Origin of the sequence: Neobacillus niacini, assembly GCF_046591715.1 — a bacterium.
Lineage (GTDB): Bacteria > Bacillota > Bacilli > Bacillales > Cytobacillaceae > Neobacillus > Neobacillus niacini_L.
Window position 1 is genome coordinate 155858 of the sequence record NZ_JAWVNQ010000007.1, and the last position, 23312, is coordinate 179169.

The window sequence follows — 23312 nt, forward strand, 5'->3', positions numbered from 1 at the left end:
TCAAGATATGCAAAATTCAGGAGTGATGTATTGGATATTGAGAAGTACTACTTAATCAATCAGCATATGATGTACATGTTTGGGTTTTATGATCGCAATGGAAAAAAATATACCTTTGTAAGACAATTTGACCAAGTTTTTATCGTAGATCGATCACCTACGGAAATCCTAGACGATAGCATAAGATGTATTGGATTTGATTTAAGGGGGGCCATGGATACATCCAAAATGATCATGGGGAACAACATGATGTGCCCTGTCATGATCAACCCTATACATAGCATTTGCGTCTTCCCTGATAAGTCACATAAACACGACGGTACCATTTGGTATAATCCCAACCAAATCGTAAGAACACAAAGTCTTAGGCGAAAAACATATATCGAGTTTCGAAATGGATTCATACTCATGAGCGACTCCAAGTTATTTTCCTTTAATCACAAATGGAAATCAGCGGAGCAGCTATGTAAAATTACCAGTGAAAATGCAAAGAACCCGATGTCTTTTATGGTTGAACCTCCAAAGAAGACGAGAAAAAGAAAAAGTAAAAAAAATCTCTGAATTGCCTAGATAAAACACGTATGGCTTGATGTGGTTGTATAATAGACTCTTATAAAACAGCCTGATGAATATTCATCAGGCTGTTTCTTTAACTTGTGTCCTTTTTAGCAACATAAAAACCTAAATGGTATACTTTGACACTTCCGCGTACTTCAGTACGTGGAGAAAATCTTTTTATCATTATTCAATGGAATGGTATCGCAAAACTTTTTGTACCGTACCATTCCAAAATAAAAAAAGATTGGGTGCAAGTAAAGCCATGAGAAGACTCGCTGTCATTAAATTAAAAGAACTACTCTTAGAAAAAGGTATAACTATAAGAAAATTATCCCGGCTAAGTGATATCCGTCCCGCTGCTTTATGTGAATTAATTAACCAAAAAAGGATCAATGTCCACCTTCATCATCTAACCCGAATTGCGGATGCTCTAGACATTGACGATATGAATCAAATCATTACTTTCGAAAAAATTGAAGACTAAATTTCACCATCATACTAGAGACACTAAATAAACGTGGTGTCCCCTATGCCTCACTCTATATCATCTGTAAAATCATACATCTTCACCTTTACCTGAAAACCTTCATAAAGCCAACACCTTTTTACTGGACTTTCTTTTCGACATTATCCATCCTTCGAAGGAGGGTTAACCCTTAGTGTAGCAGCAATTAATGAGATTCTAATCAAACGATTGATTAAAACCAATTCAACTAATCAATCGTTTGTTTAAATTATTCTTAAACCCTTATAGGAAACGGACTTTTGCCTGTTGTCCAAAGAAAAAAATGTCGTATTAAAGTTATGGTCCCAGGAATTATCTTCAAAAGCTGACAATAAAAACTAGCAAAATACAAGTTCTTACATAGAATAACAGGATGTAATACTAACTAATCGTTTGATTAAAAATGATGCAAACCCTTTTGGGAAACGAACTTTTACCTGTTTCTGTGAAAATTTATTGTCGAGAAATTACCAAAGGCCGGCTCCTTTAGGAAACCGGCCTCGTACTTTATTAAACGATTTCATATTCCGTTACATTACGGTCAATCACTCGTGCTCCTTTAACAGAAGCATAATTACCATTGGCAGATGTGAAGACTCCTGAAGCAATCATTTCCTCCATTGCTGCCTTTACGACTGCTTCCTCAATCGGTTCCTTCGGATTTTCTACTGATAAACGAGCAGGTTTACCATACTCCGTAACAAACTCTAACTCTAATGTTTTAGCCATTTCATTCACCTCCTTCTATTAGTTAATATACGATTACACTAGTAAATCAGAATTGTCGACTCTCTCAATGCTGCTAAGAGTATCATTGGACAAACTAACCACCGCTTGTGCTGCTTGTACAAGTTGATCAGCTGTTGCCAGCTTTTGGATATTACTGAAAGTCTTCGCCTTTAGAAGCGGTTTGCCATCTTCACCTACACCCACCTGGAACACCACACGCAGCTTTGATGTTGCTAAAAATGCTTGTGCCATCGTAATCACCTCCTTTCACCACTTTATATATTGAAAAGCAGGCAAAAAGGACAGGTTCATTGAAAATAAAATTTTTAAAAAGGATTTAGCTCATTTTTAAGGCTATTTGAAGTAAGAAGAAGTGTCATGAAACGAATAAAGGTAATGATGAGGATAAATAATCAGGAGAAGTAACGGCTATTTTAACGGCTAAATCTAAAACAAAATGTTTTCACCGCAAATGGACCGGGAAAGCCATCTGAAGCCTCCAATGGCGAATGTAAATGGTCACAAACCAAAAAAAGGTAGAAATCTCAAATATTTGAGATTTCTACCTTTTTTAATTGCATCTTTTTTCTCTCCTCAACCCCACGAGTAATCGTTCTCTTTTTTACTAGTTTTTGGGCTCACACTCATTTTTGTTCAGTTTTTCAGTCCCATCAGAACCCATCCCCATGAGCTACATAGTCGCTGTGTAAGATAAGACAAAGTATAAACTAGAATGCTAGTACTCATACTCAATAAAACCTTTGTTTTTGTGTCTTTCTAGCTAATTATATTCATAATTTTTCTTAATTCTAGCAAAACACGCATTGCAGTGCGTGTTACATTTTCTTCCCACGGGAGTTAATGGTCTAAAAAGGAGAATTGCCTTGATACAGACCGGAGAAGAAATGTATATTGGATTAGGAGTAGGAAGAATGAGGATTGAGAGAGATTGGACACAAGAGTATCTTGCTGAGGTGAGTGATCTAGCATATCGAACGGTCCAAAACATTGAATACAATAGAACATCCCCCTCTGGAACCTCCATATGTAAGTTCGCTAAAGCCTTTGAGATGGAGCATTGGGAATTTCTCAAGGAAATTTCAGATGAGGTTATATACAAACCTAAGAAACGGAAATCAAAGAAGAAAAAGCCTGCCAAGTCGGAATCTTAGCAATAAGTGAAACACTAAAATAATATCAATTTTATTTTTCGAAAGCCGCTGCCAAAATGTTCACTGGCGGCGGTTCAACTTTTTTACATATCTATATATTCGAGACTACGCCTAGCTGGAATTTCAGTGCCATACACCTATATTTACTAGAATGACCTTGAAAATACTAAAAAGCAAATGAGGAACAGTACATGAACAAGAAGAATATTGAAATTGCTAAAATGGATATCTGGAGAAGATTTGAGCACGAAGGTCAGTTGTATTACATAGAGATTTTCCATTATACGGATGGAACCATCAAAGCATATGCAAATAAACGACCTGGTAAAGTACAACATATATCGGAAGAATTTCCAATAGGCATAGGTCGGGATGGCCATGACCCAGAAAAGGCTGCTATTCAGGCAATTAATAACATCGCAAATCAATAATATAAAAAGAGCAGGCCTCCTTTAGAGGTTTTCCATGCTCTTTCTTTGACTATATGATTTCTCCATCGTATCAATGATTACCTGCTGTTCCCTTACTACCTTACCAGTCTGATACATTTGAACGACTTTATCAGGTCCATTATCAATAAAATCAACAACTACATTTAGTCCAACTTTCTGGACTAACTCATTTAACTCATCAATCGTTTCGGTATCTCACTGAGTGGGGGACTGATTCCAAATTTAAAATCTTCAACTCAATATTCAAAAACCGTTCCACTAAATCTCTCCTTCCTTTCTTATTGAAATTTTCTTTGAAAATGGTGATAATTAATTTGTTTGCACAGAAAAATTAATTGGCTGGATAAATGGGGGAAATAAAGTTGGCTACTAGGAATGGATTAATTTTTGAAGATCGTCGTGGTTTTGCATTGCCGAACGGGGAAAATTTAAAATTTATTATGTATTATAATGAATTAAATCAACCAGAACAGGTAATACATCTTTTTGAGGGTGAGTGTCCTTATTGCAAACAGCAAGTAAAAGCAGAAAGTACTTGTGAAATGCATGGTTGTCCAAATGGTGATATACAAACCCACTGGAATAGTGAAAATTTTTCAAGAATATTCGAAAAAGGAAAAAAGAAATTTAGATAAACATCATTATATAGAAAAAAGACCTCAATTAGAAAAAATGAGGCTTTTTCTTCTATATATGTGAGGTCCTACCACCTCTTTCGTTTTAGTGATGGCTCAAATTTATGCCAGATACACTACCAATCTTCGACAAATCTCGAGGAGTGACAGCACCATAGCCAAGTCTAAAAAAATTCCATCTTACTGCCATTATTCTAAAATCTCTTAAGCAAATTAAAAAGACTGTAGATGCATTAATTTTTTACTAATCAATGAATCAAAATCCTTCGGTAACAACGCTGCTTTACAAACGTATGAAGCAATCATTATAGCAAATTTAGTAGCCTGACTATATTTTGTTGCTAACTGCCTAGACAGAGTATAACCAATTGAGCCGGCAGACATTGTTTCAAATGCTACTTCTCTCAATAACAAAGGCACTCTGGACGTTGAATAGGGTTCTTCTAGGAACTGCCTAATTAATTGGACAAATGTATCCCATTCTGGAAGTTCAATTTCATCGTCATTGCCTTTGTTACTAGCTATTTGGTATAACTTTTTCCAATATAAATACTGGTCCATTCCTCCCCATAGCCAAATTTTCAATTCTCTTGATAGGTTCTCCTTGGTCTCTGGAAGAAGATATTGATTAAAAATATCCAAAGTAACTCTGTTTAAAGCTATAGAGAAAAGAGAGATTAAGTCAATTAGAAGGGCTACATGCTCGGGATTATCTGGATTTAGCTCTCTTCGAATCCCTCTAATTGTGTATAGTGTCTTTCTAAGCTTTAACTTGTCATCAGAAACATTCCAAAAATCATTTTTAACAAATTTTAATGCATTTTCCAAATGCGGGTACCTCTTGTACAATTCATAATATTTATCCCATGTATTACCATCGCACAATGCGCTGTTTACTACCTTATAGTTTGTGGAAGTTTTATTTGCAAGAATTTCAAAATCCTGCTCTGACAAAAGACTCACATTCATATTAGAAGATAGTTGTTTATGATCTCTTTCAATTTCCTTAGTGAGAAGAACTATTCCTCTTTCTGCCTTCAGCAAACCCATTAATCCACTTAACCAAAGAGACCTGGTAATAGGAGATTGATTTTTTAATGTTTTACAATCTCCTATTAAAAAACTAAGCTCTCCAAAGTTGGATGGTATTAATGCCACTGTATCGAGATCAGTTACTATCTTCCTCTTGGGTGATACACCTTCTGCAAAATAAATTTCTGCTTCCATATGTGGAAACCATTCATTTGCTATGTAGTATTTTAACAATTTAAGTTTTAAACCTTTATCCTTAATAATGTTAAACTCCCCCTAAAAATATATTGTCTACTTCTTCCTGATGTTCTTCAGAAAGTGCCACATTTTCTCTTTCTTTTAACTTATTTGCGCTTATTAGTGATTCAACATATGTTTGACCTTGACTTATAGCCAACCTCATTTGGTCGTCAACCTCTAAACCTTGTCCTTCTCCCATTGTTACAAGATCTAGTGCTAAACTTACAGCTTCAATATTTTCTTCTGTATTAATTAGTACGAATTTGTGCCATCCAGCTGGTGTAGAAACAAGTTTCCCTACTCTTAGTACAGTTAATTGTCTATACTGTTCAATTGCTTCTGTATTTGCGCCAATTTCATGATCATTTTTCAATTTCCTGAGTATAGCAAATGGGCTCCTAATAGCATACTTCTTTGGCAAATACTGTCCTTGTCTTACTGCTGAAACAAGTGCCATTGCTCTTTCGTAGATTTCCCTTTTTGTCGGGCTTAGACGAGCATTTCCCGGTTTAGGAGTAAATAAGAAATAATTCTCACCTGCATGGGAAGTCTTTATCGACGGTGGCTTTATCATGCTATCGTGCGCTAAACTCTTTAAAAGATTTATTTCAGGATCTGTCAGCTTAAATCCGTTTATTTCTTTCCTTTGTTCAATAATGTGTAAAGGAATCCCTTGAGCTTGTTTTATTAATGTTAATATTTTTTGGACAGTTTTTGCACCAGATTTGGCAACAAGATCAGAGAATAAATCAGCGTTTTCCGAAAAATAAACAGGACTTAGCAATATGTCCTTCCCTCTACTTCTCTTATTAATAATATAGTTCCCTTGTTTACCAATGGATAAGTTACGTTCCACTAGTTTTTTCTCAGCCCCGAGTTCATATACTGTAGAAGAACTTACTGGAGAGTTTGTTAGCTTTTTCAAAATAGTCACTGCTAGTTGCTCTGTTTCATTAATTTGTTTTGTTTCAGCAAATTCACCTATGCCCTCGTATATATCTTCATAGAATGGTACTGTAGGTAAGACAGCTTTTATTGTTTTTCCCTCTGAAGATATTTTAACAAAGTCAATTTCTGCGAGATTCTCCACTATACTATTACACATGTATGTAGGAATATCTAAAAAGTGATATGCTGCCAACTTTAGAGTACTGTAAGGAATAATTGGAAGACCCCGGATATTTAATGCAAGTTTAACCATATTTCCAATTTCTGTTAATATTTCAAACTCTGGTACTTGTTTATTACCTAAACCGATTGTAATGTCATGACTTCTCAGTGCTAACTCCTGATGTTTATTCATAATTTTAATTTCACCTCTAGGAATAATTTACCACAATATGCATTTATTTTTCCATCCTTATAGTGGGGATTAAAACGAAATACTATTGCCTTATTACATATACACTTATTGAGGAGTGACAGGCACCGGAATTTATAGGAGATTTAATTTATAGAGATAGTACCAATATATCCATATCAAGGAACAATACACCATGATGTGCAAGTGAAATTTCCCCTGGTCTCGGTGTGGAGCCTCCGCCAATTATGGCAACTGAAGATGCAGAATGGTGGGGATGGCGGTATGGGGCATTTTGATGTAAGTTTCTACTTTCCCCTGCCAACTGGTATAAACTCATTACTTCGAGTTGGGCTTGATTTGTAAGAGCAGGCAAAATGGAGGGAAAGGTTTCTGCCAGCATGCTTTTTCCTCATCCCGGCGGACCGCTCATAAGTGTTTATGGCAGTATAAAAATGTAAGGTTTGGCGGTTATTTTATGTAGTGTTGATTTTAGAGGGACAAATAAAAAAAGTCACTTGTCAACAATCTCTCATACAATTAAACTCTCTGTTATTGGGCTAACAATTACAGGGAGGTATAAGGAGTGTTAACAGTGACTGATATAAATTATATCAAACAAGAAGTAAATATTAAAGGACGTTCTTATTCAGATGTTGCAAAACAAATGGGGAGAGATCCTAGAACTATAAAAAAGTATGCAGATAAAGAGGACTGGAATGAAATTCAGCATAAGCAATTAAGAAAGAGTAAAGTAATGGAACCGGTGAAGCATATAGTGGACCAGTGGCTCCAGGAGGATTTGAAGAAAAAGAAAAAATATCGCAGAACAGCAAAGAGAATATTTGATCAATTGGTAAGTGATTATAGTTTTAAGGGGGCAGACCGTACTGTAAGAGAGTATGTAGCCAAGAGAAAACTAGAATTATTAGAGAATACTTCCGATGCGGCTATCCCTTTAGAAGCTAAGCCGGGAATGGCACAAGTGGACTTTGGAGAAGCACCATTTAAACATAATGGGGAGACCATTGATCTACCCTTTCTAGCTCTATCATTCCCCAATAGCAATGCCTTTTATTTTCAGGTTTTTTATTCACAGAACAGAGAATGCTTTTTAGAAGGATTAAAACGAATTTTTCATTATATAGGTGGAGTGCCAAAGGCGATTCGATTTGATAACCTAGCACCAGCTGTAAAGAAGGTCCTACCAAATGGAGAAAGAGAACTAACTGATGAATTTCAGAATTTCGTATTTCACTATGGATTTAAACCGGAATTTTGTAATCCTGCCAGTGGCAATGAGAAAGGTCACGTAGAAGCAATGGTTAAGTATATTCGGAATAACTTTCTATTACCGGAATTATCTTATTCGAGCCTAGAAGATTTAAATAGGACATTCTGGCTGGTTGCCGAAAAAGATCGTCAAAGAAAACATTATCAAAAAGACATTTTAATATCAGAATTATTTGAGGAAGATAAACAGGCTTTATTCCAGCTGCCAGAAAAGGAATATCAATGTGTAAGGCATGAAGAAGTAACAGCAGATAAATATGGTTATATAAAAGTAGATAATAGACTTTACTCTACATCCCCTCGTTTTGCCAAATGCATAGTTTTGGCAAGAATATCATTCAATAAGGTAGAAATTTTAACAAAGGAGCATGAGCTCATTGTTGTTCATTCCCGACTTTACGGAAAACAAAAGAAATCAATGGAGTGGCAGCCATACTTGAATTTGATGGCGAAGAGACCAACAGCTATTAAATATACAAGCTTTTATGAACAGATGCCTGAGGAGTGGCAAAAATACTTAGAGAATTGTACTGTTTATGAGAAACAGGAAGCATTGAGATTATTGTCTGTTTTATTAAAGGAGCATGACTTTACATACGCTACCCAAGCCCTTAACAGGGCTTCTGAAAGTGGCCATCCGTCAGTGGATTCAATCAAACAAGTTTTCTACCAGTTGATTAATGGCCGTGGACATAGAAAAGAAATACAAGTAAAAAGAGATATTCCATCAATGCCACCCGCTACGCGTGGTCTTGACCACTACGATCAATTCTTTAAGAACGGTGGTGTTTCGTAATGGAATTAGCCATCCAAGAATATGCAAAACGATTGAAATTAAGTTGGATTAGACAACATTATCATGATGTTCAAGCAGCCTCAAATGAGGAATATTTATTAAGATTACTAGAACTTGAGGTACAGCAACGGGAGGAACGCAGAGTCAATTTACTTCTGAGTCAAGCAGCATTGCCAAAGATACCTAGCATTCCGTTTAAGTGGGATGAAATCGAGTATAATCAGGGCTTAACTAAAGACTATTTATTAGAGGGTCAGTTCATAAAAAATCAGGAGAATTTAATTTTCTATGGTGGGGTTGGTACAGGTAAAACCTTTTTATCAACTTTAATAGGACTTAATGCCATACAAAAGAATGGCTATCATGTAAGGTTCTATACTGTTGCAGGGTTAGTCAATCGATTATTAGACGCGAATGAAAAAGGTACATTAAGTAGATTCTTTAAACAGCTTGAAAAGCTAGATTTATTGATTCTTGATGAGTTGGGTTACATCCCTCTTCATAAACAAGGAGCAGAACTCCTATTCCAAGTAATTAGTATGTGTTATGAAAGGAAAAGTTTAATCATTACAACAAACCTTCGGTTTGGAGAATGGAACCATGTATTTGGTGATCCAATTTTAACCGAGGCAGTTATAGATAGGTTAATCCATCATTCACATCTAGTGGTCTTCAAAGGTCCAAGTAATCGAATGAAGGAATCATTACTACAGAGTTAGATAATTGCCAAACGGGACATTTTTAGCTGCCAAATAGAATTTGGCAGTTCCAACGGCTTGGCGTTAATGAGTATAAAAAAGAGGATTGGCAAGTGACACATTATTAATTGCCATTTATATCATTTTTTACTTGCCAAATACACTCATAAGCACATTATGTTCACCAGCAGCGGCGATTTCAAGTGCCCGTTTTGCTTGGTCGTGTCCAATTACATGTCGAAAATCTTTTTGTGGCAAGTCAGTTAATTGAAGCATTTGATCATTTGAAGTTAAATTATGGGGAAAGGTCAGCAGTTCTTGCCCTTCTAAGTGTTGAACCACTTCCTCAATATGCTGAACTACCACGCACTCCAAATCTATTAACATCTGAATAGGAATCGTGGCATCATAAGGAAGATATATTTTCTTTAGTCCAAGACCTTTAGCAGAAATTAAAGCCGGCAGCATCCCTTCCGCTTTTACTATCATGCCATCAAGAGATAATGCACCAATAAACCCAGTATCCGTTGGAATTGGCACTTTTATCATATTGACCTCTTTTAAGGCAGCTATCGCGATTGCTAAATCAAATAGCGGTCCATTTTTCTTTTGCTCTGATGGAGATAAATTCACTACTATCTTTTTATCCGTGACATCCACATCAAAATGTCCAAGTGCGGCTAGAACACGTTCCCTTGACTCCTTAACTGAAGCATCCGGTAAGCCAACAATCACCATCGACTCCGTACCGGGTTTTATCCTTGCCTCTGCCTGTACAAGATAACCTTCAAGTCCTTTTAAACCAATACTGAAAGCTTTTACTGTCATTAAAATGTCCCCCACCAATGATAACTTTGGTAACTTCAATTATACTAGGATATTGAAGGTATTTACGTTTCTGTACCTTCAACAAACTTGCGGTAATTTTCTTGCTTGGGTTTTAGAAAATGAGATAATATTTTTGTGGTTGTAATATGAGGATTTTGGAAGTCTGATATATAAGCCATGTAGCTGCTCCACCGATAATCCTTGGGGAACTTTACCATCTTTGCTTCAACTGGATTCATATGAATATATCTGCTTACATCTAAAAGATAATCTGATGTATCTATCAACTCTGCTCCATACCGACCTTGAAAAACATGACCAACAAAATGGTGTCGTTTATTAAAATACATCGCATATCTAGAATTTAGCATTTTCATTATATCTTTTGGGTGATGATGAATGGTTTCTAATTGGAGATGAATGTGATTTGTCATGAGGCAATAGGTATGGAGATAAAAAGGAAATTTAAATCGGGTTTCTTCTAGAAGTTCTAAGTATGCTTCACGATCAAAATCATCATAAAATATAGAAGACCTCCTATTACCACGGTTCGTAATATGATACATGGCACCTGGAAACCAAATACGGTGACTTCGCGACAATTGGGAATAGCACCTCTCTTTTAAATAAGTTCAATATCAAATACTTAATTCAACACCAACCCCTAAATTCCTACCAAATTCGATATTTGATTTTGACAAATTTGTGTAAAAAAAAAACAGAGAGGCATGCTCTCCATTTAATCATCGCTTCACCGCATTAAACTTTAGCTGAGTGGGGGTCTGACCCCATGATTCGTGATCACTTTCGCTTAAATTAATATTAACAAATACACCAGGTATTTGATGTATATTGAAGGTCCAATGGAGCCCATCGCATCACAAGTCATTAGGTAGTTTTTTTAGCAGTACATCATTTAATTAAGTTCTCAATTCTACAATTGTAAAATTATTTTAAAAAATATAATTTTACAACAATATATGAGGATTGACAGTGAACCCAATAGTAAGTTTTAATAGATTATATATAATTGAGAGTATTTAATGAAGATAATTAGTGGTTACGGGCATCACCTATCTTGACCATTTATTTCGTCAGTTTACGGACAAAAGAATTATTAAATTTCTATTCATTATTTTGTCAGTAACATTTGATGACTAAAGTTGCATGAAATAAGAGTTAGGAAAAAAAATACACATTACTTGAATGATGTCTGTCACCAGTTTTTTATCTAACAACCTATTAATCTTCAACGGATATATAGGGATGCCAGGCACCGATATTTATTATTAACAAATTAGTAGATTTAGTTAAAGCTTCGCAACTTACACCTCTAGTGATTTATTTTGTCTGAAACTTTCTAGGAATGCTTACTCTCATTCTATTAAGAATTTCAATTGTAATCTTTCTATTTATTATTAGGTTGAAAATTAATATTACGCTTCCGTTTAAAATTACTAGAATGAATCCAGCAATAATAAACTCCAGGTACCCCTTAATTGTAGGTAAAAGAGAAATGCCAAAGTAACTTAATAGCATTGATACAATAAAGTTAGGAAGTAATATTTTTAATAAATCCAAACTAGACCTTTTGAAAAACACCATATAAACATAATTAATTTCCAGTACAGCTAATAAAACTGCAGTACTCAAAACAGCTAATAAAATTCCATAAAAGCCAAAAATCATATTTCCTATTATCATAACTGTTATTAAAACAACGCTTGCAGCTATTTGGATGTTTCTCGCAACTTTAAAGTTACCTGACATATTTATTATGTGACCACTAGGGATATGAATAATTTCAAAAAATGTAATTCCTATCAACAGTAGGGCTATATACCAATTTGTATAATCAATATCAACAAAACCTTTTGTATATATATTAATAAATGGCATTATTAATACAGTTGCAGTTGTTAATAAACAAAGTAAAACATTAATAGCAATAAACTCGTATTGAATAAAAACCTTACATGCATAGTTTTTATCATTTTCTGCTAAAAGTTTTCCAAACCCCATTTGCGGAGCGTTAATAAATGCATATATTACATTTTTCAACATTAAAAATATACTATTATATACAGAAAAAACACTTGCATAGATGGTTCCAGCAGTTGCCGAAATAAATATTATTGGAAATGATAAATACAGTACACTTGTAAATTTTTGTATAAAGACGTCTTTGGTACCTTTTATTGCTTTATAATCTGGAATAGCATTAAAATCAACAAAATCATAAGATTTCTTAAATATATAAGCAATAATTAAACCGTTTATTATAGCCCCAACCATGGTAACAAACCGCACTAACAACATATGTCCTTCTAGAAGTATTACAATAATTATGATAACTTGCTGAATGATTAAAGTAAAAATCTGAATTGAATTTAATATATATTCCTTTTGCTCAGTTTGAATTAATATTCTAAACTTTGTGGTGTAAAAAAGATTAAAAGATGTAGAAATAACTGTCATTAAAAATGTTAGTATAACAATGTTGTTAGACAAATCAGTCTTTATGAGGAATGTATAGCCAATGGAAAGTATGATCCCTATCAAAAAAAATACTATCCCAATTTTATTAAATATTCTTTTCGTAGCAGACATAATTTTATTAATTGCATTGTAGTCTTGGTCAGCCAAAGGTCTAAATAAGGCTACATTAGTAGCTAGAGTAAAACCACTTTCAATTAATAATAACATAGTAATAAACTGTGTCGCAGTTGAGTTTAATCCATTAAAATCAGAACCATAATTTGAAATTATTAAATTTATTACTATTAATCCTAATAAACCATTTATTAGGGTTAGTGAAAAGCCAGATATTGCCGTATATATGCTCTTTTTTCCTTTTGTCATCTCTCTTAATTTTCCTCCACTATAACGAGCTTTTACCATTTTGGTTATAAAGCCGCAAAAAATAAATCAGGTTTCATAATAGTTTATTCAGTCACATTTCAAACTTAAAAATGATGGGGGCACTATTTAATTCACTGAATCCAGCATGATCAAAAAAGGCTGCCTTGGTGAAAAACTAAAACTAACAGGAAAAAACTTAAGTTAAGTTAAACACTAACAGTATGATTTATTTAAGGCCCTGTGATAGAATTAAAAATTCAAGTGAAATTAACTGCTACTAATAATTACTTTTAAAATACTACCTATTGTTGCTTTTCAATTAATTTAATAATCTTATTGGTAAAGGTTTCTGGTAAATATTCTTTATAATTTTGTTTTACATCATTAAAACTGCATTTTTTCCCCATAGAATTTAAAATAAATTCATAAACTTCGTTAGATAATTTATTTAGTTTCGAGTAATCTTCCTTTATTGATAAATTCAGTGGATAATTCCCTAACATTATTTTACAGATATCGTCCTTTACATTATAAATATTAATTATTGGTTTACACGATCCGATATATTCCAATATTTTACTAGGAGCCTGAGATGTTGTTCGGTTACTAATATTTAGCATGAAATCAGATGAATATATGGCGTCAATAGAAAACCCTTTGCTTTGGTGACCGTAAAAAATTAAATTTTCGCCCATTTTAATTTTATATTCCTTAATAATTTCCTCACAACCGGAGCCTAAAATATGAATTTTTATTCTTGGATCTTTTCGAGTGATTAAGTTGAAGATTTCCAAAGAAAAAGTCGGATTTCTAATGTCTTCATATAATGTCCCGGTATAAACAATGTTTATATCATCATTATCGTTATTGAAGATATAATTAGAATTATGATTCAGTATATCACTAAGATTAGGCATATTAATTGCAAAAGTTTTGCTATCCCAAGCTTTAAGTTCGCTATTCATTATAGTGTTATTCATTTCATTTGTAACCAAAACGATATCAGCTATTTCATACCATCTTTGTTCTTCATCTAATCGTGAATTACGTAAATTAAATTTGGTATCTTCTATTAATGCTATAGGATTATCCGTATATAAATCAAACTGAATCATTATAAAATTTAAATGTTGATTTTCTAGTTTAATATTGTACGCACTTCTTATATTTAAGAAAGGAGCTCCAACCGCTATAATTATGTCAAAACTTTCCAAATCCTCGTGTTTTCTTAGGTATTTAATCAAGTTTTTTTCCCAACCATAAATAATTCCAGACCTCTTTGCAATAGATAGTGGGAATAAGAATATTATTTTTACAATTATAATTAATATTTTCTTTATTAATTTATTAAGACCCAAACGTTCTAATTTTCCCAATATATACAATTTCATCAAAATAAAATTATCCCAAAAACTCATTGGACGTTTTATAGTTATATTATTATACTCTTCAGTACTACTTGTATTTAAAGAATTCTTAGCAGAATATAATATCACATCATACTTTTCACCCAAATACGGCAAAAAGTTCTCTAAACAAGATATAGTTCCATTCGATTTTGGCCAAAAATCACGTGAAATAAAAAGTATTTTTTTTTTCAAAAAATGCCACCTCAAAGTTATTTTAATTACTAAAGAATATAGCGTTGTAGAAAATTAAATAAAGGAGGATGATTTCCTATCGCCTCAATTAAAATATCTTTAGTCTTTACTAATTTTTGCTATTATTGACTCACTATATTGAACGTTAGTTTGGTTAATAAAGTTATTATCAATTTTATTGTTTACTTCATTAACATATTTCCCTGTAATTGATATTTTTCTTTTTGTTTTTCTTAAAAACCATTCATATTCAATATCAACATGTCCAATGTCTATTGCTTGGTAACCTAATTTTGTTAAATCATAAGCCAAGATAGTTGCTGTTGGACCTAAGGCTAATAATATTAATGATGTTTTCTCGAGTTTTTTTACTTCACTCAATATTTCATTATATTTATCGAATGCATTTTCATGCGGTGCGATAATTCTTCTAATACTATTTGCATTATCTAATAAATCATTTCCTATACCAAAGAATGTAAATGAACCTTCAATCATAACGATATCACGATTCTCCCAAATTAATTTAATCTTCTTAAACTTCTCTTCAGCACCTTTTTTATCTTTGTATATCATATAGGGTCTAGTAAATAAACTATTTCCATATACGTTTGTATTAATATAGTGAAAAATATGAAACCTTTGGTAATGCATTATTCTGGTCCAAAAATGTTTTGCATTTAAATCTAAGCCTTTAACTTCATTAAGTGTATAAGGTAAACATATTAGTAAATTATCCAAATTTGAACTAAGTACTTCAGACAGTCTTTTCGAAAGTATCTCAGAACCATTTTGAAACGAGCCCTTTTGTGTTCCTAATATCCAACTTATTTCTCCATCTCCAAATCTACTTACTGACTTTTTATCTCGTACTATTAACTCTACGGTTTCAAAGTCACTTAAGATGGTGATGTTTGGAAATAGATTTTTATATAGCAGATAGAATAAGGAATAGTATAAGTATCTAATATGTCTGGACGGTATTATAAATATCCTCGTAAATAACCTCTTTATTGTTATCCTCATCATTGTACTCCTAATCTAAATATGACTAAATTACCTACTCAATACGATTAATTATTTGACGGATATACTCCTGATCATTAATATCTTGATTAATAAATTCGTCTTTAAATTCGGCAGTATGCTTGCCTTCTATCATAATTTTATCCTTAGCATTCCTTAATGACCATTCATATTCTGAGTCTAAATGCCCAATATCTATTGCATGATATCCGTATTTTGCCAATTCAAATGTTACTATTTTTGCCGTAGGACCTAAAGCCAATAAATACAATTTATTTCTATCCATTTTTAAGATTTCATTTGTTATTTCGGTGTATTTACCAAATGCATTTTTTGATGGACAAATAATCCTTTCGATATGCTTAGCATTTGAAAACAATGTATTTCCTACACCCGATTTACTTTTATCACCTTCAATGATTACAATTTCTCTCCCTTCCCATAATTGTTTTAACATAGAAAACCATTCAATGGATTTATCTTTATCTTTAAAAATCATATATGGTCTAGACATAAATGTATTTCCAAATTGATAACCGTTGATTTCTTTTAAAAAGTACTTTCGATAATAAAATAGAAACTTAAGATGAAAATACCTATCTTTAAATCTCAATTCTTCCATGTCTCCGAAGATATCAGGGAGACAAATCAAAATGTTATTATTTTTTGAATTAATGATTTGTGATAATTTTCTGGCTAACTCGATATTGTAATTTTGATAAACTATATCTTTACCATTAATTAATGCGATTTCTCCATCACCAAACCTTATGACCGATTTATTCTTTGCTACCATAATTGTCTCTTCAATCGATAAAACATTTATATTTAGTTTCCTTTTCTTGAAATAAAAAGTTCCAGCTATAAAGAATATTATATTCTTGCACATCCTAGGAAAAATAAGTAGCCTTCTCTTTATTTCTTGTAAGTCCAACAAAATTACCTCCCCGCATTATTCCTCAAATGACTGAGTTGAAAAACCGATAAATATATATAGTATAAATACAGCAGGTACTAATAAAAAAATCTGTTCGAAAAGTGCAGATATTAACAGTAATGTAATTACTAAATATAATATCTGTTTATAACCTGCGCTTAAATTATTTATTTTAATAATTTGATAAACTCTTTTCAAATAAAAGAAGTATAAACCAAAAAGGGAAATAAATGAAATAGTTCCTCCATGAACTAGGAAAGCAAGTAACCAATTATGAGGAAATATCATATCAAATCCGTCTGTATAATTATCGATTTCTCCCCATGGGATTCCAATCATATAACTGTTGAGCCAAATTTTTATAGATCCACCAATCGATTCAATTCGTTTGATATTTTGAGATAGGATAAGATCAAAATTCAAGAGGATAATTATAACTGCAACAAATAAAAATAATGCAATAATAAAACTAATCAATACATTTCTTTTCATTTCACGAAAGTAAAAAAATAAAACTGCAACAAAAACCATCAATATCCCAGTAAAAGATATTGATAAAAACAATCCTGCTGCACCTATTATAGAAATAATAGGACCTATTTTGGCTCTCTTTTCCTTGTATAACCAATATCCTATAACAACATTTAGCCCTGAAAAAACTCCTAATGACGCTGGGACACTAAGAAGACCCGAATGCCTCGCAAATCCAGGAATTCTAGGTGAAGATATATATAAAAGTTCTACTATTTGAAGTTGTGCAAGTATAGCATAAATACAGTTTGCTAAACCTGTTAATACAATTGCAATTAATGTATGCTTTATTATTTTGGGATTTATTGGATAGAATACCGATATTAATGAAAGAATACTTAATATTAGCATTAATCTAAGCTGGCCCAAACCGAAATACCCAAATATTATATTTTCAGCAAATAATAAATGTACCAAAAATACAGGAAAATGACTAATAAACAATAGCGATAGTATTAATTTCTTCTCTCTATTAATTAATAATTTCTTACTTCCTAGGAGATAGATTATAAAGGAAAGAATAATGAATAATGCTGCTATTTCATATAAAAATGGCTTACCACCTTCCTGGGTAATACTAATTCCAGATATACTGATTTTAAGATTTGATATTCCTCCTGAGAAGAATAACATATAAATACCTAAAATGAATATTTTATCACTTAAACTCGTTTTAATTTTAGGTTTTATAGGTTTTGGTACTTTCATATAATCATTCTCCTGCTGTATTTGGAATACCTTAATATTTAGAAAAGCAATTTTAAAGGCATGTGGTACCAAGTAGTATTGTTGTATAATTATTATTCAATCATCTATAACAAAATACAGATCCAACTTTAAGAAAAAAATAATAAATTCTATTTAATTTAATAATTTCAGAGTGTTTATAAGATTTCACAGACCCTTTTAAAGATATTAACTTCCTTAAATACTCTTTAAATAATTTCTTAACTATAATTTTTTCCAAAGATTTTCTATCAATTCTTTTTTCTTGGTTATTTTTATCAATTATCTTCTTCAATAACTTGTCAACTATAATAAAATCATCATAATTTAAATTAGAATCTCCACTAGAGAAGGCATTGAATTTTTTCATTTCTTCATTATTAAATTGAAGACCAAAATCTTGGATATATTTTAATCTGACTAAATTTGAATGTTCTCTAATAGTATTTTTTGTTTGTTTTGTAACTTGCGTGGTATGAATCCTATATTTCAACAATACTTTTGAATAATTACTGAAATTAAAGTCTTTAATTTGGGCGCAACGTGTCCATAACTCGTAATCCTCTGACTTAAAATTAGGGTTATATCTAATATTATATTGTTTTAATTTATCCGCCCTGAACATGACTGAGGGATGAACTATAGGTGTACCAAAAAAAAAGCTTGATTTAATCTCATCTGATTCTCGAGGAAACCTCTTTATCCCCCTTTTTTTCCCAATATACCTAATTGAACTCCCTACCATATCAATGGATTGGTTTTTTTGTAAAAATGCTAATTGTCGACTTATTCTATTTCTATATGCAATGTCATCAGAATCCATTCTAACTATATAGTCACCTGTAGCAATTTCTAATCCTCTATTTAAAGTTCTAGCAACACCAAGGTTCATATCATTTCTAAACAATTTAATCCTCTTATCATTATAACTTTTTGATATAAACTCATAATCATCTACAGAGCAATCATCAATTATTATTAGTTCAATAAAGTCATAAGTTTGATTAATAATTGAGTCAATTGCTTTTTTTAGATACTCCTTATTTGTATTATATGTTGGCATAATTATGCTAACTACTGGCTTCATCTAAACCACTCCTAACTTCATAGTATTTAATTTCGAAGTTTTAAGTTGAGAATACCAACAATTCTTTTCATTCCAGGAAGGTAAGTTCTATCATATCTGGAAATGGAAAAATTTAGGTGTTTGACCCAAATAAAAGGGTCAAAGTCTCATCCAAGTGGACTGAAGAATTATTACAAGAATTCATTGGACACATTAGATTTGTTTAATAAATTATTATAAGTCTATCCACCACTCTGAAATCCTACTACCCATTTTATCAATAGTAATCTAATCGCCTATTAATCATTTTCTTCATCAAATCACTAATTACAGTAGAATCTAAATCCACAAAAAAATCTACACGTTCATATCCAGCTAAGATTTCTTCCGAAAAAGGTTGCTTATACGTTATTATAGGTGAATTATGAATTTTCGCTTCTAGTAATGGCAATCCAACCGTTTCAATACTTGAAGGGAAAATTAATACTGACTTCGAATACATTTCAAAAACGGTTTCATGTGAAAGCTTTCCAACAAAATATATTGGCAGCTCTAAACTCTTCACTTTTACAAATAACTCATGAATGTGCTTATTTTCATTACCATTAAGTGTGAAAATAACTTTATAATCATAGATGCCCTTATCTTTAAGATTAATACATGCATCAATTATTATATTGTGATTTTTAAATACCGCCCCATTGGCTGGATAAAAGAAAGTAGATAAACTAGTATTTGTACAATCAAACATTCCTTTTGCCTTAGAACTGACTTTTGGTGGCATAACGATTATTTTCTTTTCATCTATATTTAATTTTCTAATACAATTACTTTTCATCCATTCAGTTTGTACAATAACCTGATCAGAATTTTTAATAGAAGATAATATCCTCTTACCAATAATATTTTGGTAAAACCAAAGAAACTTATTTCTAAATATCGAGAATTTATAGTCTGAAAAAGGCAATGCATTATGCACATAAACAGTCTGATAAACTTTAGAATGAGATATCATAATATTTTGTAATGAAATTACCTTATCAACTGCAAACTTCTTAATCAACCTAGGTGCAATAAATTGATCAAAAAATATTCTATGAATCCAACTTTTCTTAATCCAAGGAAATCGAAGCACTTTTGTATTTTGGGTTTCTTTTAATTTCGGCTTACTAACTACTAAGATATATTCATTTGATATATCCTTTTTGAATTCATTATAAAACTCATGAAGAACCGTTAGAGCTCCGCCACTTTCAGCCGGAACATCAAAAACCATTATCTTCATGATTTTCTCCACACCATCTTATTAACTAATCCTGTGTAACTCTGTATCAATTTAACAACTTTCAAACTCACATTCTCATCCACATAATTAGGAACATTTTCGCCAAAATCACCATTGGCATTCATCTGAACTGCCATATCGACTGCTTGAAGGACTTGTTCTGTTGTGATACTTCCTATCACCATATTCCCCTTATCAAATGCTTCAGGACGCTCAGTACTCGTACGAACTGATACTGCTGGAAACTTAAAATAAGACGCTTCCTCTGCAATAGTCCCACTGTCAGAAACAACACAGAATGCATTTTGCTGAAGATAATTATAGTCAGCAAATCCAAATGGTTGTAAGGTTCTCACATTCGGATGGAATTTGAATGCACGTTGCTCAATAAACTTTTTGCTTCTTGGATGAGTGCTGTAAATGACCGGCAGATCATAAGTATTTGCCATTGCATTAACAGCATTCATTAAGGCCATGAAGTTTTCTTCGTTATCTATATTTTCTTCTCTATGAGCAGAAAGCAGGATATACTTCCCTTTATCCAAATTAATTGTATTAAGCACTTTGCTGTTATTGATTTTATCTGCATTCACCCTTAACACTTCTGCCATAGGCGATCCAACAACATACGTTCTCTCTTTAGGAACGCCTTCCCAATTCAGATAACTCCTAGCATGTTCCGTATAACAGAGATTCACATCACTTGTATGATCAACAATTCTTCTATTAATTTCTTCTGGTAGATTTTCATCAAAACACCTATTTCCTGCTTCCATATGGAAAATAGGAATTTTAAGTCTTTTTGCTGATATAACGCTCAAACATGAATTAGTATCTCCAAGTACAAGTAAAGCATCCGGCTTCTCTTGTATCATAATTTCATAGGACTTTGCGAGGACATTCCCCATTGTTTGACCTAAGTTTTCACCAACTACTTCAAGATAGAAGTCCGGTTCTCTAATCCCTAGATCATCAAAAAACACTTGATTTAGTGTGTAATCATAATTCTGGCCGGTGTGAACAAGTACATGATCAAAATACTTATCGCTTTTCTTAATCACTTCAGAAAGTTTAATAATCTCTGGCCGGGTTCCCACTATAGTCATTAATTTTAATTTTTTCATTTTGTTTTCTCTCCTACTTAAAATAATGTTGATAGAGATCTTGATGGTTCTCCATCCATTCCTTCATTTCAATTACCATTTGTTCATAACTTGGTACATTAAACGAGAAATCCTTTCTGTTATTTATTAAAGATTTATCTAAAGAGAGCTTGTCGCATTTTAAAATTTCTAATTCACTATTTTTAATATATTTATTAAATAACTTTAAAAGTTCATATTTACTAATAGTTTCATTATTTACTAGATTATAAAGTCCTGTAAGGTTTTCTGTTAAAGCTTGTTCCATTGCCTTCGCAAGGGTTAATGTGGTTACACCATTCCAGATTACTTCTGTAAACCCATTAATCTGGCCCTCCTGCTTCATAAACCAATTAAAGAGCCCAATACCATCTTTTTTTATATCAGGGCCAATTATTGAGTTTCTGAAGGTTAAATCTTTATCATTTTCTAGTTCACCTAGTGCTTTTGTTCTGTCATAAAAAATTTCCCCATCTTTAAATGATGTTTCTGAATAGCGACCTGTCTTACCAGAAAAAACGCAATCTGTACTCATATGAATGATTCGTGTCTTTATATTCTTTGTAATATCGCTTAAATAATGTGGTAAATAACTATTTAACAAGACTGCTAAAGATTTGTTATCTTCAGCATCGTGATTTAGTAAACCTATCGCATTAATCACTGCATCATATTTACCATTTAATATGAGTTTTTTTACAAAGGAAAGATTCGTAATATCCCCATATACATAATTGCAATATTCAATTGGCCTTCGACTAAATGCAGTAACTTCATGCCCAGCTTCTTTAAGGTATATAGAAATTGTATGACCCGCCATACCAGTTGCACCAAGTACAAGTATTTTCATCTATCTTACCTCCTCCAACTCACTAACTTTCTTCGTCCAATTTCTAATTTCTTCTCTTATATAATCCAAACTAAGTAGTTTTTGCTTTATTTCTTCAATGTTTAATCTTTCAGTATTGTGAGAGTTGTAATCTTCATTTTGCTGTAGCTGCTCATTACCCTCAACAAAGTATTTATCATAGTTAAGATCTCTTTTATCAGCTGGAACTCTAAAAAATCCACCTAAATCTTCAGAAACAATATGCTCTTCTGTTGTAAGAAGGGTTTCATACAATTTCTCACCATGGCGGGTACCAATGATTTTTATCTCATTTTTAGCATTAAATAATTCCTTAAGTGCCTGTGCTAGATCACCAATCGTTGATGCAGGTGCTTTTTGAACCATAATGTCTCCTGCCTCTGCATGTTGAAATGCAAAAATTACAAGCTCAACTGCCTCCTCTAGACTCATTAAGAATCTTGTCATATTTGGATCAGTGACTGTTATTGGCTGCCCACTTTTTATTTGTTCTACAAAAAGTGGAATTACAGAACCTCTAGAAGCCATAACATTTCCGTATCGGGTTCCACATATTAAAGTTTTATCTGAATCAACCGTCTTAGACTTAGCTACAAACACTTTTTCCATCATAGCTTTTGAAATTCCCATTGCATTAATGGGATATGCTGCTTTGTCTGTGGAAAGACAAATAACCTTTTTGACCCCCATCTCAATAGCACCGGTAATAACATTATCTGTACCAATTACATTCGTCTTAACTGCCTCTAAAGGAAAAAACTCACAAGAAGGAACTTGCTTTAGTGCGGCCGCATGAAAAATATAATCTATCCCATGCATTGCATTCTTCACGCTTGCTAAATCGCGAACATCGCCAATATAAAACTTAAGTTTCTCATTTTTGTATAACTTCCTCATATCATCCTGTTTTTTCTCATCACGGGAGAATATCCGAATTTCTTTAATATCAGTATTTAAAAATCCTTTCATTACTGCATTACCAAAAGATCCCGTACCACCAGTTATTAATAGTGTTTTATTTTTGAACATT

General features: G+C 32.5%; 23 protein-coding genes and 1 pseudogene. 7 read left to right on the plus strand and 17 right to left on the minus strand.

Features of this window, described 5'->3' with window-relative positions:
• Positions 1 to 30 precede the first annotated feature (30 nt).
• Together SFC47_RS17690 and SFC47_RS17695 are read left to right on the plus strand one after the other, a co-directional pair.
• Positions 31 to 561: a competence protein ComK gene (locus SFC47_RS17690; RefSeq protein ID WP_411255634.1), complete on the plus strand. Its 531-nt coding sequence runs from the start codon at positions 31 to 33 to the stop codon at positions 559 to 561.
• Positions 562 to 748: 187 nt separating this feature from the next.
• Positions 749 to 1042 carry a helix-turn-helix domain-containing protein gene (locus tag SFC47_RS17695; protein WP_411255635.1) on the plus strand — a complete coding sequence of 98 codons (294 nt, stop codon included), beginning with the start codon at positions 749 to 751 and terminating at the stop codon, positions 1040 to 1042.
• Positions 1043 to 1573: 531 nt separating this feature from the next.
• On the opposite strand, the gene SFC47_RS17700 is transcribed toward SFC47_RS17695, so the two are convergent.
• Together SFC47_RS17700 and SFC47_RS17705 are read right to left on the minus strand one after the other, a co-directional pair.
• The gene (locus SFC47_RS17700; protein ID WP_411255636.1) at positions 1574 to 1792 is read right to left on the minus strand and encodes a DUF2922 domain-containing protein; all 219 of its coding nucleotides are present in this window, start codon (positions 1790 to 1792) and stop codon (positions 1574 to 1576) included.
• Between the two features lie 33 nt (positions 1793 to 1825).
• On the minus strand, positions 1826 to 2044 hold the full coding sequence (locus tag SFC47_RS17705; RefSeq protein WP_411255637.1) for a DUF1659 domain-containing protein: 219 nt from the start codon (positions 2042 to 2044) through the stop codon (positions 1826 to 1828).
• A gap of 632 nt (positions 2045 to 2676) precedes the next feature.
• Between SFC47_RS17705 and SFC47_RS17710 the strand changes: the two genes are divergently transcribed.
• From SFC47_RS17710 to SFC47_RS17720, 3 genes are all read left to right on the plus strand, one after another.
• Positions 2677 to 2964 (plus strand): helix-turn-helix domain-containing protein, encoded by a 288-nt coding sequence (locus SFC47_RS17710; protein ID WP_411255638.1) that lies wholly within the window; start codon positions 2677 to 2679, stop codon positions 2962 to 2964.
• A gap of 191 nt (positions 2965 to 3155) precedes the next feature.
• Positions 3156 to 3395, plus strand: coding sequence for a hypothetical protein (locus SFC47_RS17715; protein ID WP_411255639.1), 240 nt, complete (start codon positions 3156 to 3158; stop codon positions 3393 to 3395).
• 383 nt (positions 3396 to 3778) lie between these two features.
• The gene (locus tag SFC47_RS17720; RefSeq protein WP_411255640.1) at positions 3779 to 4051 is read left to right on the plus strand and encodes a hypothetical protein; all 273 of its coding nucleotides are present in this window, start codon (positions 3779 to 3781) and stop codon (positions 4049 to 4051) included.
• Between the two features lie 213 nt (positions 4052 to 4264).
• Here the strand turns inward: SFC47_RS17720 and SFC47_RS17725 are convergent, their stop codons facing one another.
• The 3 genes and pseudogenes from SFC47_RS17725 to SFC47_RS17735 form a co-directional block, all read right to left on the minus strand.
• Entirely contained in the window at positions 4265 to 5278 is a 1014-nt protein-coding gene (locus SFC47_RS17725) for a hypothetical protein (protein ID WP_411255641.1), read from the minus strand.
• Between the two features lie 70 nt (positions 5279 to 5348).
• Positions 5349 to 6626: a hypothetical protein gene (locus SFC47_RS17730; protein ID WP_411255642.1), complete on the minus strand. Its 1278-nt coding sequence runs from the start codon at positions 6624 to 6626 to the stop codon at positions 5349 to 5351.
• 175 nt (positions 6627 to 6801) lie between these two features.
• A pseudogene (locus SFC47_RS17735) lies at positions 6802 to 7059 on the minus strand (ATP-binding protein); the annotation flags it as partial.
• 150 nt (positions 7060 to 7209) lie between these two features.
• On the opposite strand from SFC47_RS17735, the gene istA reads away from it, so the two are divergent.
• Positions 7210 to 8712: an IS21 family transposase gene (gene istA, locus SFC47_RS17740; RefSeq protein WP_411255643.1), complete on the plus strand. Its 1503-nt coding sequence runs from the start codon at positions 7210 to 7212 to the stop codon at positions 8710 to 8712.
• Positions 8712 to 9431, plus strand: coding sequence for an IS21-like element helper ATPase IstB (gene istB / locus SFC47_RS17745; RefSeq protein ID WP_411255644.1), 720 nt, complete (start codon positions 8712 to 8714; stop codon positions 9429 to 9431). The genes istA and istB overlap by 1 nt, the downstream gene beginning before the upstream one ends.
• A gap of 126 nt (positions 9432 to 9557) precedes the next feature.
• Here istB and SFC47_RS17750 read toward each other — a convergent pair whose 3' ends face one another.
• The 12 genes from SFC47_RS17750 to SFC47_RS17805 all read right to left on the minus strand — a co-directional run bounded on the left by SFC47_RS17750 (position 9558) and on the right by SFC47_RS17805 (position 23311).
• Positions 9558 to 10238 carry a magnesium chelatase domain-containing protein gene (locus tag SFC47_RS17750; RefSeq protein WP_411255645.1) on the minus strand — a complete coding sequence of 227 codons (681 nt, stop codon included), beginning with the start codon at positions 10236 to 10238 and terminating at the stop codon, positions 9558 to 9560.
• A 62-nt stretch (positions 10239 to 10300) separates the two neighbouring features.
• Positions 10301 to 10840 carry a transposase gene (locus tag SFC47_RS17755; RefSeq protein ID WP_411255646.1) on the minus strand — a complete coding sequence of 180 codons (540 nt, stop codon included), beginning with the start codon at positions 10838 to 10840 and terminating at the stop codon, positions 10301 to 10303.
• A gap of 739 nt (positions 10841 to 11579) precedes the next feature.
• Positions 11580 to 13139: a polysaccharide biosynthesis protein gene (locus tag SFC47_RS17760; RefSeq protein ID WP_411255647.1), complete on the minus strand. Its 1560-nt coding sequence runs from the start codon at positions 13137 to 13139 to the stop codon at positions 11580 to 11582.
• Between the two features lie 263 nt (positions 13140 to 13402).
• Positions 13403 to 14701 carry a glycosyltransferase family protein gene (locus tag SFC47_RS17765; protein ID WP_411255648.1) on the minus strand — a complete coding sequence of 433 codons (1299 nt, stop codon included), beginning with the start codon at positions 14699 to 14701 and terminating at the stop codon, positions 13403 to 13405.
• A 99-nt stretch (positions 14702 to 14800) separates the two neighbouring features.
• Positions 14801 to 15730, minus strand: coding sequence for an SP_1767 family glycosyltransferase (locus SFC47_RS17770; protein WP_411255649.1), 930 nt, complete (start codon positions 15728 to 15730; stop codon positions 14801 to 14803).
• Positions 15731 to 15761: 31 nt separating this feature from the next.
• Positions 15762 to 16661 carry an SP_1767 family glycosyltransferase gene (locus SFC47_RS17775; RefSeq protein ID WP_411255650.1) on the minus strand — a complete coding sequence of 300 codons (900 nt, stop codon included), beginning with the start codon at positions 16659 to 16661 and terminating at the stop codon, positions 15762 to 15764.
• 18 nt (positions 16662 to 16679) lie between these two features.
• Positions 16680 to 17903, minus strand: coding sequence for a hypothetical protein (locus tag SFC47_RS17780; RefSeq protein ID WP_411255651.1), 1224 nt, complete (start codon positions 17901 to 17903; stop codon positions 16680 to 16682).
• A gap of 100 nt (positions 17904 to 18003) precedes the next feature.
• The gene (locus SFC47_RS17785) at positions 18004 to 19008 is read right to left on the minus strand and encodes a glycosyltransferase family 2 protein (RefSeq protein WP_411255652.1); all 1005 of its coding nucleotides are present in this window, start codon (positions 19006 to 19008) and stop codon (positions 18004 to 18006) included.
• Positions 19009 to 19264: 256 nt separating this feature from the next.
• Entirely contained in the window at positions 19265 to 20272 is a 1008-nt protein-coding gene (locus tag SFC47_RS17790) for a glycosyltransferase (RefSeq protein WP_411255653.1), read from the minus strand.
• Entirely contained in the window at positions 20269 to 21396 is a 1128-nt protein-coding gene (gene wecB, locus SFC47_RS17795; protein ID WP_411255654.1) for a non-hydrolyzing UDP-N-acetylglucosamine 2-epimerase, read from the minus strand. Before wecB ends, SFC47_RS17790 begins: the two co-directional genes overlap by 4 nt.
• Positions 21397 to 21409: 13 nt before the next feature.
• Positions 21410 to 22264 (minus strand): SDR family oxidoreductase, encoded by an 855-nt coding sequence (locus tag SFC47_RS17800; RefSeq protein WP_411255655.1) that lies wholly within the window; start codon positions 22262 to 22264, stop codon positions 21410 to 21412.
• Positions 22265 to 23311, minus strand: coding sequence for a polysaccharide biosynthesis protein (locus tag SFC47_RS17805; protein WP_411255683.1), 1047 nt, complete (start codon positions 23309 to 23311; stop codon positions 22265 to 22267). It abuts the gene before it with no gap.
• Position 23312: the final 1 nt, after the last annotated feature.

Coding starts and splice junctions, on each gene's coding strand:
- wecB (WP_411255654.1), bottom strand. CDS start 21,396: ATGAAAAAATTAAAATTAATGACTATAGTGGGAACCCGGCCAGAGATT.
- SFC47_RS17780 (WP_411255651.1), bottom strand. CDS start 17,903: ATGAAAGTACCAAAACCTATAAAACCTAAAATTAAAACGAGTTTAAGT.
- SFC47_RS17695 (WP_411255635.1), top strand. CDS start 749: ATGGAATGGTATCGCAAAACTTTTTGTACCGTACCATTCCAAAATAAA.
- SFC47_RS17805 (WP_411255683.1), bottom strand. CDS start 23,311: ATGTTCAAAAATAAAACACTATTAATAACTGGTGGTACGGGATCTTTT.
- istB (WP_411255644.1), top strand. CDS start 8,712: ATGGAATTAGCCATCCAAGAATATGCAAAACGATTGAAATTAAGTTGG.
- SFC47_RS17790 (WP_411255653.1), bottom strand. CDS start 20,272: ATGAAGATAATGGTTTTTGATGTTCCGGCTGAAAGTGGCGGAGCTCTA.
- SFC47_RS17725 (WP_411255641.1), bottom strand. CDS start 5,278: ATGGAAGCAGAAATTTATTTTGCAGAAGGTGTATCACCCAAGAGGAAG.
- SFC47_RS17770 (WP_411255649.1), bottom strand. CDS start 15,730: ATGATGAGGATAACAATAAAGAGGTTATTTACGAGGATATTTATAATA.
- SFC47_RS17715 (WP_411255639.1), top strand. CDS start 3,156: ATGAACAAGAAGAATATTGAAATTGCTAAAATGGATATCTGGAGAAGA.
- SFC47_RS17700 (WP_411255636.1), bottom strand. CDS start 1,792: ATGGCTAAAACATTAGAGTTAGAGTTTGTTACGGAGTATGGTAAACCT.
- SFC47_RS17785 (WP_411255652.1), bottom strand. CDS start 19,008: ATGAAGCCAGTAGTTAGCATAATTATGCCAACATATAATACAAATAAG.
- SFC47_RS17750 (WP_411255645.1), bottom strand. CDS start 10,238: ATGACAGTAAAAGCTTTCAGTATTGGTTTAAAAGGACTTGAAGGTTAT.
- SFC47_RS17730 (WP_411255642.1), bottom strand. CDS start 6,626: ATGAATAAACATCAGGAGTTAGCACTGAGAAGTCATGACATTACAATC.
- SFC47_RS17800 (WP_411255655.1), bottom strand. CDS start 22,264: ATGAAAATACTTGTACTTGGTGCAACTGGTATGGCGGGTCATACAATT.
- SFC47_RS17705 (WP_411255637.1), bottom strand. CDS start 2,044: ATGGCACAAGCATTTTTAGCAACATCAAAGCTGCGTGTGGTGTTCCAG.
- SFC47_RS17760 (WP_411255647.1), bottom strand. CDS start 13,139: ATGGTAAAAGCTCGTTATAGTGGAGGAAAATTAAGAGAGATGACAAAA.